Raw genomic sequence first — 17126 nt, forward strand, 5'->3', positions numbered from 1 at the left:
ATAAATGCAACAATGTTGCATTTATGTGAGATTGTTTTTTTCGTATAGTTAATCGGTAGTAATTAATCTCCCATTTATCAGGGACTCACCGGTTTTGCAAAGGGGAATACTCTGTAAAACTGTGAAGATCAGAAGTTGAATACTTTAGGCCAAAGCTTCATCGGGTTCCTTTCCCCTACCAGATCTCACTAAGGATTCTTTTATATTCCAGTAAAGAAGCTGATCGAGACAAGTATCTTTCTCCTTTTGAAAAGTATTGATGCGAGACTAAATGGTTTATCGATAATCAGGCCGTATTCCTGCATTGTCACTGTTATGAGGCCAAGCAATTGAGCAACTAGATCCCTTTAATGACGAGCCATTGCCTACTACAACCATAGGTATAACTACGTAACGGCTATCTTTTTTAAGAATATCTACTAGCTATGCGCTGTTCATTCTTTATTGGCTGGATAACGGTCGTTCTACTGTTGAGGTCGCCCCTGCTGCTTTTCGGACAATCAACAGCCGTACTGACCGGCGACGTAGTAGATGCCACGACGGGAAAACCCATGCCGTTTGCCAATGTATACGTCAATGGCAGTACACGAGGGGCTGTCACCGATGAAAAAGGGACGTTTACTCTTGCTGGGATTCCACTCGGCACGGTTGAGGTTGTTGCTTCATTTGTTGGTTATCAGCCTGATAAACACACATACAGATTTGATAATCCGTCTCCCCAAAAAGCCAATTTTCGACTGAAAGCAAGTGAGCAAACGCTGGACGCTGTAACCGTAAAGGGCAATCCGAAGAGTTGGGAACGCCATTTACGCCAGTTTAAAAAGCTTCTCCTGGGTGAACCGTTTGGCGGACAGTGTCAGCTTGTAAACAGTGAAGTACTCAATTTTAAAGAAGACAAAGATCATTTGTATGCGACGGCTAATGATCCATTAATTATTGACAATCAAGCTCTAGGCTATCGCCTGGTTTATGATTTGCAACACTTCGATGGTATTACGTCAGGCGAGGTATACTATGGAGGTACTGCCCGTTTCGAGGAATTGAAACCGGAGAACGAACGGCAAGCCAGCCGATTCCAACGTAACCGGTTAACCGCCTACAAAGGCTCTATCCGACATTTAATGGCCAGTCTGACTGATAATACGTTCAAGCAGGCCGGTTTTCTGGTGTATCAGGAAGATATGACCAAAATGATATCTCTGGAACAGCGGTCAGTTACCCTTGCGGCTGCGGTTAACGATTATAAGCGACTTGTTCCGATTCAAGTCGCTACGTTGATTCAACCGGGCCGTTTACCGACCGAACGACGCTTGGTTTCGCCCATGAAACTGATTGTATTCTATACGAATGCGAACTCTGCCTTCTCGCCCTATCCCGATGCCCGTTATGCCTATACGGAAATGAAATTACCTAAGGGTCAGCTACAAATGACCACCGATGGAGTGATTACCATGCCCGAAGGCATGGAAGTCAAAGGGTCAATGGGCAACGACCGGCTGTCGACCATGCTGCCCGCTGACTGGAAACCCGAGGGTAATGAAAAAGAGTTACCTACGAACGGCCAACTGTCAGCCCAGGAGAAATTCGCCCTACCGGATGCTCGCCTGGGCCGTATCACGACAGCCTTCAACGATCGGTTCAAAGTACTGGCTCCCAGCCTGTTTGTGCACATCGACAAACCCTTCTACGCCACCGGTGACCGGCTCTGGATGAGCACCTACCTCCTCGATACACCCTCTCACCAACGGGCCGGAGGAGAAACCGCTATCCATGTCGATCTGCTGAGCTCGGCGGGCAAACTCGTTCAGCATCAATGGGTGCGCATCCTCGACGGACGGGGCGAAGGCAATTTCCGCCTGTCGGATACGCTCTCGACGGGAACGTACCGCCTGCGGGCCTACTCCGATGAAGACGACGCCCAGCGACGACCGGCTTTCGAGCGGTCGGTGGCGGTCTATAACCTGTTTAAAAATGATATTTCGCTACGTAGTGATTCGGTTTCTGAGCCGGTAGACGTTCAGATTTTGCCCGAAGGTGGCCGCTGGATTGTGGGGCTACCAGCCCGATTGGGCGTGAAGCTGGTGCAACCCAATGGACGAGGTTTGGCCACGACAGGACGTATCGTTGACGACCTGGGGGCTGAAGTCGCTCGTTTCAGCACCAATCCGCAGGGGATGACCAGCGTAACGATGGAGCCCAAGCCGCAGCGGGCCTACTATGCCGAGGTCATCTATAACAACCAGCCGCAACGAACGCCTTTACCCAAACCCGAAACCGATGGGCTGCTGCTCTGGGCCGATGCCATCAGCGATACGACTCGGCTATCGTTGACTGTACTGAGTACGAATAAAGTGGTTACCGACTCAGTGTATATCCTGATTCAGCAGCGGGGCCGGGTGGTCGATCAGCGAAAGATTCTCCTGCAAAACGGGGTGGCGAAGGTAAGCCTGCCGATGCAGAACTGGTTGTCAGGTCTGGCGCAAATCACGCTCTATGATGCCATTGCCAAGCCCCAGGCCGAGCGGTTGGTTTTTGTGTCCGAATTCACCGCACCGATACGGGTGCTGATGGGTTTCAACAAAAAGCTGTATCAGCCCCGCGAGCAGGTCATTCTCAGTGTTAATCTGAACGACAATGGCTTACCCGCGCAGGCGGCTTTATCGGCGTCGATCACCGATGCTGGCCAGGTGCCCGATGATAGCGCCGAGGCTACCTTGCAAACCCACCTATTGTTAACGGGTGAGCTACGGGGCCGTATTGAAAATCCCAATCAATACGTAGTAAGCCACTCTACCGAAACCCGTAAAGCGCTGGACGACTTGTTGTTGACGCAAGGCTGGCGACGGGTGAGCGGTACCCCCGAAACGGATTCACTCGGTGGGGTGTCGCTCAGGGGCCGCATTTTGAATGCGAAAAATGAGCCAATTCCTGGTGCGCAGATTACCGTGGCGTCGACAGCCGCTGGTCGATCGTTCGTAAAATCGGCAGGTGCCGACGAACAGGGGCGCTTTCGATTGGCGGGGTTGTCCATTGCCGATACGATACAGCTAATGACAAAAATCACTGATCGTCAGTTAAAAAATATTTCTGCCAAAGATGCTTTTTGGGTTCAGGAAGGGCCTGGTAAAGGATGGGAATTAAGTAAACCAACTGTTGCACCGGACTGGTCGACATTGCGGGCTCAACTGGAAGCGGCTCGAAACCGGCAGGAAGCCAATGTCGATTTTTACCGCGACAAAACGGCGAAAGTGCTGAAAGAAGTGACGGTTCGAGCGCAAAAATATGAAGATAGACCCCAAGATATTCAATTGCGTAGTCTGCACAATGCGGCTGATGTTGTTGTTAAGTTCGATGAGAAATCACCCGTTTACTCGAATCTTTACGAGATGATTCAAGGCCGATTGACAGGTGTAATGGTTACACGAAAAATCGGCTCCAGCAGCGGAGGAAATAAAAGCGGTGATTATCAGGTATCTATGCGAGGAGGAAATAGTTTTATGGCTGGTACACAGCCCCTGTATTTGATGGACGGCGTACCTATTCAGGACCCTGATGGAAGCGTTTTGATGTCTTTTAATCCAAGAGATATTGAACGTATCGAACTGCTGAAAAGTGGTGGCGCGGCTGGTATATACGGGTCTCGTGGCGGAAACGGAGTCATTGCTTTTTATACCAAAGGCGCACGGTATATGCAGGGACTTGCGAAACCCGAGGAGGGAATGAAGCAGATTCAATTTATTGGCTACCCGTCAGTACAGCGCGAATTTTACGTACCACGGTACGACGCGGAGGCAACCACCAGCAACAATTCCGGCTCCGTCGATTCCCGGGACGTATTATACTGGAAACCACTGATGCAAACCGATAGTCAGGGGCGCAGCCAGCTACGTTTTCCGTTATCGGACGTAGTACGAACGGTACGTGTGATGATTCAAGGCGTCACAGCCAATGGTCGCCCGGTGCTGGGCGTTCAATTGGTTCGTGTCCAATAACGTAGTGATTTACCATCTCCAGATGCATCCAGGCTGACCTCTACCTATTTTAACAAACGGTAGAGGTCGGCCTAAAAATAACAACCAGCATAAAGCCCCCAAGAAGCAAGAGCCGTTTGCTGAACTGTGGCAAGCTGTTTTACAGAACGTAACGCCACAAACTTGTTACACCTATTGACTATCGGCTGAAACGGTTAATTCTTCGGTCAAACTCGTATCCACATAGGCCAAAATATCACCTGGCCGGCACTGTAATGTCTGGCAAATAGCCGCCAACGTATCGAAGCGGCCCCCCTTCGCTTTACCCGTTTTCAAGATGGACATTCATCTGAAGCCCATTTCCTCACAACAGAACGCAGCAGCGAACACGTACCATTACCTCGGGTTTAGTTATTTCTCAGACTACAATAACGTTATGACAACCAATCAGCATCCGTACGCGCTCATTACTGGCGCCACCAGTGGAATCGGCTATGAACTGGCCAAACTGTTCGCCAATGATAAGTACAATATTGTCGCGGTTGCCCGTAGTCAGGACGATCTCCAGAAAATAGCGTCAGAGTTCAGCCAGCAGTACGGCATCAACGTACTGACCATTTCAAAAGACCTGAGCCAGCGGCAAGCCGCTTTTGAGGTGTACGAAGAAGTGAAAGCTAAAGGAATTCAGATCGACGTACTGGTTAATGACGCTGGCCAAGGTCAATACGGGCTATTCGTCGATAATGATGTAGAACGGGAACTGGACTTGATTGATCTGAACATTTCCGCTCTGGTAGTGCTGACTAAATTCTTTTTGCAGGAGATGGTGGCACGTAATGATGGCAAAATCCTTAATCTAGCTTCAATAGCCAGTCAGTTGCCGGGCCCCTGGCAGGCGGTTTATCACGCCACCAAAGCATTTGTCCTATCCTTTACCGAAGCCATTCGAGACGAAGTGAAAGAAACGAATGTATCCATTACGGCGCTGCAACCAGGTCCAACCGATACCGACTTCTTCCATAAAGCGCAGATGGAAAACTCCAAAATTGTGCAGGAAGGCAGTCTTGCCGATCCGGCTAAAGTGGCCAAAGATGGCTACGACGCGCTAATGTCGGGCGATGATAAAGTCATATCTGGTTTGAAAAACAAATTACAGGTCGGTATGAGCAATATCATGCCGGAAAGTATGGTTGCCGCCAACCTCGGCAAACAGCAGGAACCCGTCGATAAAAGCGAATCCTGACCGTTCAGGCGAACGTAGCACCGGAATACGTATCACGAACGGGCAATCAGGCTTAAATTCTGTCTAATGAATGAGTCGGTTTCGTTCGTACAAAGCACGGATGATCTGGAGTTTGTTGGTCAGTTGACCCACTGTATCAACAAACTCCTTGTCGTCCATTTTCCCTCATCTATAATCCCCGAACAACGTGCCCGCTCAATACGTCCAGTATCGCCCCGAAGTCGAAATCATCTCAGAAAATGAAAATCAGGTCATTAACGACATAATAGCTTCGATGAAACGACTGGACGGTCGAACGCATGAAGCGTATGGTCATCACGTGCGGGTTTCTCACGCCAAGAGTCATGGTTTGGCAGTGGGTGAATTAGTCGTGCTGGATAACCTGCCCGAAGAGCTGGCTCAGGGTTTATTTGCCAAACTTGCTACGTATCCGGTCATTGTCCGGCTGGCGAACGTACCCGGCGAAATTATTTCTGATGCGGTTAATACCCAGCGCGGGTTTTCGTTTAAGGTGCTGGGTGTTGAAGGGCCAAAAATAGCGGGTCACGAAGGGCAGACGACTCAGGATTTTGTGCTGGATTCGACCACTACGTATTTCCCGAATCCGGATGTCAAATCCTTTCTGATGCTGCAACGGATAATCGAGCACATGCCTAAGGTACCTGATACGGTTAAAGAAGTGGCATCTGCAGTATCAAGAGTCACCAATGAAGCCCTGAACGTAGTGGGTGTAGAGAGCTCCAAACTGGACTTTATCGGCGACTCCCGCATTCATCCGCTGGCAGAAGCCTATTTTAGTCAGGCGCCACTACGTTACGGCAACTATATTGCGAAACTAGCTGTCGTGCCGGTTTCCACTGCTCAAAAAGCCCTGGCTGATGCGGATGTTGAAGTAAATAGCTATACTGATGAAAATGCCCTTCGGACAGCTACGGTGGGCTATTTGAAAGACAACGATGCAGAATTCGAGATACGTATTCAGCTCTGCACCAATCTGGATAGCATGCCTGTCGAAGACGCCAACAAGGAATGGAGTGAAGAAGAAAGCCCCTACGTACCGGTTGCCCAAATGCGCCTACCTAAACAGGATGCCTACAGCGAAGGCCGTCAGCAGTACGTAGAATCGCTTTCGTTCAGCCCCGCTCACTCCCTGGAAGCGCACCGACCGCTGGGGTCCATTATGCGCGCCCGTCTGCGCGCTTACCCAGAACTGTCCCGCGTACGCCGTTCGGGCAACAATCAACCTCTGGAAGAACCCACGTCGATAGAGCAGGTACCTAACTGATTATCCGCTATAACCCTGCCTAACAAGTTCATTGGCGAAAGTCGCAAACTGCTGCTCTGGCCGTGATTCAGAACTATATACACGGATTTGTGTCGGCTAACGTAAACGAGTTGATCGACAGCATGACGTATGTAGTAGCGAATCCAGATAAAGCGAAACGCTTAGGCGACAACGCCCGGCAACTGGCTTTGGATCGATTCGGACTTACCCGATTTGTGGATGATTGGAATGCCGTTTTTGCCGACGTAACAACGTAGCTATGGCGTTCGTGATTCCTTTTTTTAGGGTAAAACCGGGCTTTTGTATTTCATCAACTGTTACTATTGTCTGGTCTATTTCTAAATTGAACGAGTTTAAACCAGGCGGCAAACTTTCTGACAATCTTTGTGTTAGATGGGGTATAAGCAGGGTTTTATGAAATCGATACTGGCTTTATGGATGACGATGTTGATGCTGGGAAGCAGCCTGTTTCCTGGTTTTGGTGTTGATCAGTCTAATAAGGTTGTCGATTTGATCCAGCACTTTCAGGAACACAGGAAAACCGAGCCAGCGTTAAGTTTTCTCGACTTTATCGTGATGCATTACGGGGTTAACTCGGAGCATCATAAACATCCGAACCACAGCCACCACAATTTGCCGACAATAGGCCATGCTATTCCGGGCTTTACGCCCACACCTACCCAATTGTTTACCCTGGCGGCATTGACTATTCTTCTACTGAGCCGACGGGCGTTCTTTGGTTACGCCAATCTGTATTCTTTTGTCCGCGTTACGTCGTTGATTAACCCGCCCCGAGCTTAACAACCGTTTGCCCGATGGGCGAAGTGCGCCTAATCAGCAGGCAAACGGCTGCTAGTGCTACGTTAGGTTTCTTCCTCAATTCTGATTGTCCAGATGCTATTCAGGCTGCGCAACGTCGTCCCTCGAAAGGATTGATTTGGGCGCATGTAAGAATGGCGCAGGGGCAACATTTTCTACGACGCTTTCATGCTGAATGCAATTATTTATTTCTCCATCCGAAACAAGGTGGTGATCGGTCTGTTTACGCTGGCGTTGATTGGCTGGGGAATCTGGTCGGCCACCCAGCTTCCAATCGACGCTGTTCCTGACATTACCAACAATCAGGTCCAGGTCATTACCAGTAGCCCGTCGCTGGCGGCAGAAGATATCGAACGGCTGGTTACGTTCCCGATTGAAGTGAGTTTGTCCAACATTCCGGGCCTGACAGAAATACGGTCGTTTTCCCGGTTTGGCCTATCCATCGTAACGGTCGTTTTTACGGACGCTACCGATGTCTACTGGGCTCGGCAGCAGATCAGCGAACGGTTACAGAACGTAACAGGGCAAATTCCACCCGGCGTTGGCACGCCCACAATGGCCCCGGTAACCACCGGATTGGGCGAGATATTCCAGTACACGGTAGTTCCGAAAAAAGGGTTTGAAACGCGCTACTCCTTAACGGATCTCCGAACCATTCAGGACTGGACCATTCGGCGCGCCTTGCTCGGTACGCCCGGCGTGGCTGATGTGAGTGGTTTCGGAGGAAAACTGAAGCAATACGAAATCGCTGTCGACCCCGACCGGCTCCAGAGCGTTGGCGTTACTATGACCGAGATTTTTTCGGCGCTTCAGCAGAATAACCAGAACACCGGCGGAGCGTATATCGACAAACAGCCCAACGCATTTTTTATCCGATCCGACGGCCTGATTCATACGCCCGATGATATTGCCGATATCGTTATCCATCTGAATACAAACAATTTACCGATTCGGGTACGGGACGTAGCACAGGTACGTATTGGCGAAGCGGTACGTTACGGCGCGGTGACACGTAACGGGCAGGACGAAACCGTTGGGGCTGTTGTGATGATGGTTAAAGGCGAAAATTCGTCGGCGGTGATTAAACGGGTGAAAGAGAAAATAGCTCAGATTCAGCAAACCTTACCACCTGGCGTACAGATCATTCCCTTTCTGGACCGGACCAAAATGGTCAACAGCGCCATCGGCACCGTTGAGCGTAATCTCCTGGAAGGTGCCACCATTGTGATCGTTGTGCTGGTCCTGTTACTAGGCAATTTCCGGGCGGGTTTTGTGGTAGCGTCGGTCATTCCGCTGGCGTTGCTGTTCGCCATCGCCATGATGAACCTGTTTGGCGTATCGGGTAATCTGATGAGTCTGGGCGCTATTGATTTCGGACTGATTGTCGATGGGGCCGTTATCATTGTTGAAGCTACGCTGCACCACATCACGCTACGTAACCTGAACCGAACGCTGACGCAGGACGAGATGGACGAGGAGGTGTTTCAGTCGGCAGGACGTATCCGGTCGTCGGCTGCGTTTGGTGAGCTGATTATCCTGATTGTGTACCTGCCCATTTTGGCCTTGTCGGGCATCGAAGGCAAGATGTTCCGACCGATGGCGCTCACCGTAGCCTTTGCCATTCTGGGCGCGTTTATCCTTTCGATTACCTACGTTCCTATGGTTTCGGCGCTGTTGCTCGATAAAAAAATCGAACGTAAAAACACCTTTTCTGACCGGCTCATGAAACGAATTCAGCGCGTTTATGAGCCGATACTGCTACGTTCGCTGCGGCATCGTCTGCTGATCTTAGGTAGTGCCGTGGTTTTATTGGTTGTGGCGGGACTGCTGTTTAGCCGGATGGGCGGAGAGTTTATTCCGCAGTTGGACGAGGGCGATTTTGCCGTTGATACCCGAACCTTAACCGGAAGTTCACTTTCTGAAACGGTAGATGCTACGTTAAAAGCAGAGCGAATTCTACTGAAGCAATTTCCTGAAGTGGAGCAGGTGGTTGCCAAAATCGGCTCCGGCGAAATTCCTACCGACCCGATGGCTATCGAAGCGGCCGATCAGATGGTGATTCTTAAGCCAAAAGCCCAGTGGACGTCGGCCAGAACGCGCGACGAGCTGGCGGGCAAAATGGCTGAAGCCTTGTCGGTTATTCCCGGTGTTACGTTCGGCTTTCAGCAGCCCGTGCAGATGCGGTTCAACGAACTTATGACCGGTGCCCGTCAGGACGTAGCACTCAAAATATATGGTGACGATTTAGGGCAACTGGCCAAACTGGCGGACGAAGTGGGTAATCTGACCCGCACGATCAAAGGCGCTAAAGACCTTTATATTGAGCAAGTTGGTGGACTGTCGCAAATTCTGATCAAGCTCGACCGGGCACAGATTGCCAAATATGGCCTCAACGTAACGGATGTTAACCGGGTGATTAATACTGCCTTTGCCGGGCAATCGGCGGGACTGGTTTTTGAAGGCGAAAAACGCTTCGATCTGGTGGTACGTCTGGCTGCCGACAAACGGCAAAGCATCGATGATATCCGGAATGTGTACGTGACCGTACCGGCCCGTGCCAATGCGATGGAGCAACAGATTCCTCTGGCGCAGATTGCGCAGGTGTCGATGGAGCTGGCCCCAAATCAGATTCAGCGCGACAATACGCACCGACGTATCACGCTGGGTTTCAATGTACGTGGCCGCGATGTGGAAAGCATCGTAACGGAATTACAGCAAAAAGTGGGGCAGAAAATAAAGTTTCCGCCGGGCTATTCAATTACGTATGGCGGGCAATTTCAAAACCTGCTCGACGCCAAAAAGCGGCTGTCTATTGCCGTGCCGGTTGCGTTGGCGCTCATTTTTTCGCTACTCTTTTTCACCTTCGGCTCAATTCGCCAAAGCCTTCTGATTTTCATGGCCATTCCGATGGCGGCCATTGGGGGCGTCTTTGCACTATTGCTACGTGGCATGCCATTCAGTATTTCAGCGGGCGTAGGGTTTATCGCGCTGTTTGGCGTGGCGGTGCTCAATGGCATTGTCCTGATTGCCGAATTCAACCGACTCCGTCACGAAGAAGGACTGACCGACCTGACCGAAATTATCCGGCAGGGGGCCGAAGTGCGCCTTCGTCCGGTTATTATGACGGCATTGGTGGCGTCGTTTGGGTTTATTCCGATGGCCATTTCCAACTCGGCGGGGGCCGAAGTGCAGAAGCCACTGGCGACCGTGGTTATCGGCGGATTGTTTACCGCTACGTTGCTGACCCTGATTGTCTTACCTATCCTGTATTCGATTTCGGAGCGAAAAGCCGTAGCCAAAGAAGCTCAATCGGCAAGCCGATCAAAAACGAAATCAGCAAGTACCGCCAATATCTCCATATTAGTGCTTGTTGCCAGCCTCTTATCAGCTTGCCATTCTGACGAAAATGGGAGTAGCAATAAGGGTTCAGATGCAAAACCAGATTCTGCCCAAACGGCGGTTGACTCGGCCTCGAATGGCCCTGTTGAGGTGTCGCTGACGCAGGCTCAGTATAACGTAGCAGCCATTGAGTTGGGCGCACCTTTCGAGCGAACGATGAGCACTACGTTGAAAGTCAACGGAACGGTCGACGTACCGGCTCAAAACAGAGTGTCGGTTTCGGTTCCGTTTGGTGGGTATATCCGGGAGATAAATCTGGAACCGGGGATGAAGGTCCGAAAAGGGCAGTCGCTGGTGGTTCTCGAAAATCCCGATTACATCCAGTTGCAACAGGATTACCTCGACACTAAAGCCAAGCTGGAATATGCCGATCTGGAGTTTGCGCGTCAGCAGGAATTGAGCCGCGAGAACGTATCGGCGTTGAAAATTTTTCAGCAGACCCGCTCCTCACGCCAGAGTTTGCAGGCGCAGTTGGCAGGCCTCGCCCAGCGATTAGCCATTCTCTGCATCAATCCTGCTACGTTGAGTCCGGAGCGGCTTACGCGTACGGTTGTCATTCCGTCGCCCGTTTCGGGATTCATTACGAACGTACCGGTCAACAAAGGTCGATTTATAAACCCGGCCGACGTAGTAGCGGAGATTGTCAGTCTGGATCACCTGCACGTACAACTACGGGTTTTCGAAAAAGACATCAGCCGGATTCGGGTTGGGCAGCCACTACGTTTCGGCATGGGGGGTGATGCCTCACTGGCGCACCGGGCCACCATTTTTCTGATTGGAAAATCCATTTCAGACGATCGAACCATCAGCGTACTGGCGCATCCAGAAGCCTATTCGCCCGATTTGATTCCGGGTGGCTACGTAGCGGCTCAGATTCAGGTGAAAACGCAGCCTATGTCGACCCTGCCCGAATCGGCCATTGTGAGCTTTGGTGGGAAATCACTCATCTACGTACTGACTAAAAAGCAGACAAGTCCTGCTACGTATCAGTTTCGGCAAGTGGAGCTAAAAACCGGCATTCGTGAAAATGGCTACGTTGCTGTTACGTTGCCGCCCGACATAAATCCGGCCATGACACCAGTTGTGGTGAAAGGGGCCTACAGCTTATTGGCAAAACTAAACAATAGCGAAGAAGAGTGATATGGAAGCGACTATTAACTGGCTGCGTTTAGCATGACTCGATTTTTCAGTTAATTCAAACGTTACAAAATGAAACCCATTCGTTTTTTTCGGTATCAGGACACGGTCTGGTATAATTTGGGAGACTATATCAGGCTGCTTCAGGAAAGTCAGACGGTATGGCCTGTGCGCCGATCGTTACTGACGAAGCGACGCCGAAATCCCGTTCCCATTTTAGACGTAGTACAGACCAAGCTGAATCGGCTTAAACCAACGTATCAATTACAAATCGATGGGGATGTCTACGCAGATGGGGCCATTTTTGAGCATCTGTATTTACTGATCAAGCCGTTTTTACTACAACCTTCCGATTGGAAAAATCCGGACAGTCTGTTTCGCCAGTTACAGGTCGCGGTTAGTCCAACCAAACGAATTGCCCCATTTCTCGATCCCAACACCTTGAAAACGTACTTCGAAGAAATCCATCCGAAAGGCTTTGATACAGGCGCATTTCAACGCTAAAACGCGACAATTCTATAGCCCTTCATCACCACGCAGAGAGAACCGGAGCCGGGGCGATTCGCTAAAATTCCAAAACCGAAACGGGTGTTATCGTGTCTCTTTATAGAGACGTTGGGAATAGTGGGGCAGTTTTACCACTGACCAACTGAGTATGAGCGAGGATTCAGGTATAAGAAAAATCAGCAAAATGATAAAGCCTGGGGCCCGCCCAGGTGTACTCATGCCGAGGATAAATCGGCTATTCCAGACGTCTTATTCGGATTATAAACTGATAAGTACATGTTTGGTAAAGCCTATTTTCATGCAATACTGGCGAGTTTACTGTTGTTGATGGCTGCGGCTCCTGCTATGGCGCAGGATACCACCAAGACGACGGGCCCTCGCCAAAGCATTCCAGATACGTTATTATTTAAAATACAGAAAGCGCAGTCGGTCATCACGGAGATTAAGGCGGCTAACAAAAAAGGGTACGGCATGGCCCGCATTCGCGCCGGCCTTACGGGCGTGAAATCGACTATAGCACCGATTTCGACCGATCTAAAAACAAGTAGAACGATCAGCGACGCCAAAAGCCTGTCGAATTATAGTCTGATTTTGAGCGACGCACAGGCCAAGCTGACTACCTGGCGAACGACGCTCTCCAAATCAAACAACGACATACAAAACCTGCTCGATCAGGTGCTTGCGTTAAGTTCAGATTCACTCTTGATGGTGAGCAGCCAGGACACCACCGAGAAAAAGTTTTACGCCGATCAGTTAGCCAATCTCAAATTACAGTTGCAGGATGCTGGCGACCGGACCACAGCCCGCCTGGACACAGTGAGTCGTTTGCTGGCTGACGTGTCGGGCACTTCGCTCATTATCAGCAATTTACAAACACTTATAAACGAGCGATTACAAAAGTCGACGGAAAGTGCTTTTCAAAAAGAATCGCCTTATTTGTGGGAAGCACCGGCCTCCCTGGCGGTCCGTAATCTCCCGGCAATTCTCAAAGCAAATTACCAGGGGCAGGATCGGATTTTAAACTACTTTTTTGCGTCTTCGTGGGACAACCTGTTCCTACTATTTCTATTGGCGGGTCTATTCTTTTTCTGGGTATTCAGGAATTTCAAAAACGCCCGCAGGCCCACGTTGCGCCAGAAAGTTGATGAACTGGGATTGATTAATATCAAGCCGATTCCGGTGGTGGCCTCCCTGATTTTTCTGCTCAATCTGACTCCTCTTTTTGAGCCCCAGTCGCCTTCTGTTTATGTAGAGATTTCCCAGTTTCTCCTCTATGTAGTACTCACGATTCACCTCTGGAAGCGCTTTTCCAGACAAGATACCTGGCTGTGGCTGACAGCTGGTTTTTTCTACATTCTGCTGCTCATTTTGAATGCCTTAGTACGCGATTCCCTGTTTATGCGACTGGGGCTGATTGCGCTGAATGCTGGTTTTTTATACATCGGTTTCGCCTTCAGAAACCGATTGCCACGCCATCAGCGGCTTAACCGTATGGTTCGGCTAGTTACGAGACTGTATTTACTATTTAATGCCCTGGCTATTTTATTAAATATTTTGGGGCGAATCAGCCTGGCGAAAACGGTTAGTGTCACGGCTGTTATCGGGCTGGTTCAAATCATCGGGTTAGGCATTTTTATTGATATTGTTCTGGAAGCCTTAGCGCTGAAAATAACGATCAGTACGTTCTCGCAGGGGCTTTTTTCGCGGGTGAACGTAAATCATACCCAACGGTCTTTCAAAAAGGGACTTACATTCGTGGCCATTGCGCTATGGCTACTCGTCTTCTTTATTAACCTGGGCCTGGCCGACAGTCTGTTTAATCTGGCCTATACACTGCTGACCAAACCTCGCGCCTTCGGCAGTATCTCCTTCACACTCAGCAATGTACTTTCATTCTCGGTGATTATTTATCTGTCGAGCCTATTGCAGAAAAATATCGGTCTGCTCTTCGGCGAAAGTCAGTTGCCAACCGTCGAGGATCGGGTAGAACCGCTCAGTTCCATACTGGCTTTGGTACGTTTGGTAATTATCGTGGCTGGCGTATTGCTGGCCATTGCCGCATCGGGCATTTCGATCGACAAGTTTACAGTTGTTCTGGGCGCGCTCAGCGTGGGCATTGGTTTAGGGATGCAAAACATTGTCAGCAATTTTGTCTCAGGTATTATCCTGATTTTCGAAAAACCGTTTAAAATTGGCGATTACGTAGAACTGGTTGATAAAAAAGGCCGGATTCGTGAGATTGGTATCCGGTCGAGCAAGATGCTGACTGCGCAGGGTTCAGAAGTTATCATCCCGAACGGCGATTTTATCACGAACCGAATCGTGAACTGGACTTCCAATGAAACGTATCTGAAAACGGAACTTACGATAAAAGTAAGTGGCGCTACCGACCTGCAAACGGTGCGTGAACTGCTAAAGAATGAAGTAAGTACGATTGATGGCGTGTTGAAAAACAGGGCACCCGATCTTTTCATTACGTCGATCGGCCCCGATTCTATCGAGCTAAAAGTACAGGTCTGGATAGACAGTATTTATAGCGAAACCGCCCTAAAAAGTCAGCTTCTGGAACAGTTACTGAAAGCTTTCAAAGCAGCTGATATTCAACTGATATAAGGTTATAAACTTATACCAGTTGACTATGGGCGGTAGTAATTCGTTGCCATTATTTACGCTATTGCACTACGCTATTCCGTAATCTTCACCTCTTTAATCCGACTGGGCAACCAGACCTGCATGGAGCTTTTACCCCGATTTGCCCAGGTGTAATACGGAATAGCCGTTATTGTCTGAGGTTTGGTCTGCACACTCAGGCCGTCGGGGGCAGCTTCTACCACCGATACGTTCGCCTGAATGGCCGTAACGGGTTCGTCGAGTACCTGATGTGATTTGGTTGCGTACGTAGCATTGGCAGGTACGAGGATATTCCAGGCCCGACCCGCATTGTCTACCCCTTCCACGCAATAGACCAGTGGCCCCCGTTGCAGCGCAATCCGATCCTGGTCGGCTTTTACTTCCTTCCGTGCCGCCACCTGACGTACCTCCATCGGCAATTTCACGTCCACTACGTCCCCTTTTTGCCAGGTACGATCCAGCACCGCGTAGCCTTTCTCCACCCGATACGTAACAGGCTTTCCATTGAGTAACACTTCTATTTTGGCGTTTTTGCTATCGGTGAACTGATACAGCTTACCGGGTACCGGCATATTATCGGCCCAGCCCGGAATACGGACATGCAATGCGTAAGCCACTTTTTTAGCCGGATTAACCGTTATCGTTACGTTGCCATCCCAGGGATAATTGGTGTCGAGCTGGAGCGGTACGTCGGTTTTCCCAAACTTGAACGTCGTATTACTGGCTACGAACAGATTCACCCAGACTCCCTGTTCAGAGCGACCATAAATGTAATCGCCCAGCGAAGCTACCAATCGGGCAATGTTTGATGGGCAGCAGGCCGTTCCGAACCATTCACTACGTCCGTAATTGCCTGACGACGAGAGCGGATTACCGTAAAAGAAGCGGTCGCCACTCAGGCTCAGGCCATCCAGTGCGCCATTATACAGACTACGTTCCAATACGTCGACGTACTTACTTTCGCCGGTGAGCAGGTTCATGCGCTGATTCCAGAACACCATGCCCACCGAGGCACAGGTTTCGCAATAAGCCGATTCGTTGGGCAGGTCGAAATCATCCGTAAATCCCTCGTTATGTCCTGATGAGCCAATGCCGCCGGTCAGGTACATATTCCGGTGTACTACGTCCTCCCAAACGGTCGTCATGGCATTCATGTATCCGGGATCGTTGGTGGCGGCTGCTACGTCGGCGGCTCCCGTGTATTGGTACATGGCCCGCACGGCATGACCGGTAATTTCTTTCTGTTGCTTCACTGGTACGTCATCCTGACAGTATTTAGGATTTTTCCACTCATCCCAGATTTTGCCTTTGCCGTACCCATGTCCGCGCTGTGCCAGAAACCAGTCGGCCAGTTTAACGTAGCGTTCCTGATTGGTCAGGTGATACAGTTTCATGAGGGCCAGTTCAATTTCCTGATGTCCACTCACCCAGGGCTGGTTTTTGATGCGGAACGTAGAGTCGATGTGATCGGCAAAACGAATCGCTACGTCCAGTAGTTTGCGTTTGCCAGTCGTGTTGAAATACGCTACGGCAGCTTCGATCAGGTGACCCGCGCAATAATCTTCGTGCCGTTCCATGTCGGTCCAGCGTTTGTCGAGGCCGGTTAGCGTGTAGTACGTATTAAGGTAACCGTCAGGCAGTTGAGCGGCAGCAATTTTATCAATCCATTCATCAGCTTTACGTTCCAGAACGGCGTCGGGACGGTTCTTGAGCGAGTACGACATGGCTTCGAGCGCCTTATACACGTCGCTGTCATCGTAGTAAATACCTTCGTGTTTTTCTCCCTGTTTGCGGGCAACTTTTTCAAAATTGCGGATACGACCCGTTTTCTGCTCAGTTTGTACAATACAGGCCTGCAACGTAGCAGTCGCTACTTTATCCAGCTTCGGTTTCCAGAATTTGTCGGTAATTGACACCTGCGAAAAGCCAACCGGCTCGAACCGCTGCACCATCAACTGCGCCTGCGCAAACACCACCGACGTAGTACTAATGCCAATTAAACTGGCCGCTACGTTTCGGATTATGGTTTTATGAGAACTGGGCATTGTTTTAATCGTTTTACTACGTTTAGCATTTTTTGCTCTGCTGTTTTTTGTCATGCTTCGTTCCTCAGCATGACAAAAACGCTGATTTT

General features: G+C 50.0%; 9 protein-coding genes and 1 pseudogene. 8 read left to right on the plus strand and 2 right to left on the minus strand.

The window, feature by feature from the left end; all coding sequences use genetic code 11:
- Positions 1-425: 425 nt before the first annotated feature.
- The gene (locus ACYVF1_RS16360; protein WP_461080612.1) at positions 426-3992 is read left to right on the plus strand and encodes a carboxypeptidase-like regulatory domain-containing protein; all 3567 of its coding nucleotides are present in this window, start codon (positions 426-428) and stop codon (positions 3990-3992) included.
- Between the two features lie 171 nt (positions 3993-4163).
- Here ACYVF1_RS16360 and ACYVF1_RS16365 read toward each other — a convergent pair.
- Positions 4164-4316: pseudogene (locus ACYVF1_RS16365) on the minus strand (helix-turn-helix domain-containing protein); the annotation flags it as partial.
- On the opposite strand from ACYVF1_RS16365, the gene ACYVF1_RS16370 reads away from it, so the two are divergent.
- The 7 genes from ACYVF1_RS16370 to ACYVF1_RS16400 all read left to right on the plus strand — a co-directional run bounded on the left by ACYVF1_RS16370 (position 4309) and on the right by ACYVF1_RS16400 (position 14974).
- Positions 4309-5214: an SDR family NAD(P)-dependent oxidoreductase gene (locus ACYVF1_RS16370; protein WP_461080614.1), complete on the plus strand. Its 906-nt coding sequence runs from the start codon at positions 4309-4311 to the stop codon at positions 5212-5214. The pseudogene ACYVF1_RS16365 and the gene ACYVF1_RS16370 overlap by 8 nt on opposite strands.
- A 187-nt stretch (positions 5215-5401) precedes the next feature.
- Positions 5402-6499, plus strand: coding sequence for a catalase family protein (locus ACYVF1_RS16375; RefSeq protein ID WP_461080616.1), 1098 nt, complete (start codon positions 5402-5404; stop codon positions 6497-6499).
- Positions 6500-6561: 62 nt separating this feature from the next.
- A complete protein-coding gene (locus ACYVF1_RS16380; RefSeq protein ID WP_461080618.1) occupies positions 6562-6756 on the plus strand; it encodes a glycosyltransferase in 195 nt (64 codons plus the stop codon).
- Positions 6757-6913: 157 nt separating this feature from the next.
- Positions 6914-7300: a hypothetical protein gene (locus ACYVF1_RS16385; RefSeq protein ID WP_461080620.1), complete on the plus strand. Its 387-nt coding sequence runs from the start codon at positions 6914-6916 to the stop codon at positions 7298-7300.
- Between the two features lie 186 nt (positions 7301-7486).
- Positions 7487-11857: a CusA/CzcA family heavy metal efflux RND transporter gene (locus tag ACYVF1_RS16390; protein WP_461080622.1), complete on the plus strand. Its 4371-nt coding sequence runs from the start codon at positions 7487-7489 to the stop codon at positions 11855-11857.
- Between the two features lie 69 nt (positions 11858-11926).
- Positions 11927-12358 carry a hypothetical protein gene (locus ACYVF1_RS16395; protein WP_461080624.1) on the plus strand — a complete coding sequence of 144 codons (432 nt, stop codon included), beginning with the start codon at positions 11927-11929 and terminating at the stop codon, positions 12356-12358.
- Between the two features lie 279 nt (positions 12359-12637).
- Complete coding sequence (locus tag ACYVF1_RS16400) at positions 12638-14974, plus strand: mechanosensitive ion channel domain-containing protein (RefSeq protein ID WP_461080626.1); 2337 nt, start codon at positions 12638-12640, stop codon at positions 14972-14974.
- Positions 14975-15045: 71 nt separating this feature from the next.
- Here ACYVF1_RS16400 and ACYVF1_RS16405 read toward each other — a convergent pair whose 3' ends face one another.
- Positions 15046-16944: a glycoside hydrolase family 127 protein gene (locus ACYVF1_RS16405; RefSeq protein WP_461080772.1), complete on the minus strand. Its 1899-nt coding sequence runs from the start codon at positions 16942-16944 to the stop codon at positions 15046-15048.
- Positions 16945-17126: the final 182 nt, after the last annotated feature.

It is taken from the genome of Spirosoma flavus (assembly GCF_054778555.1).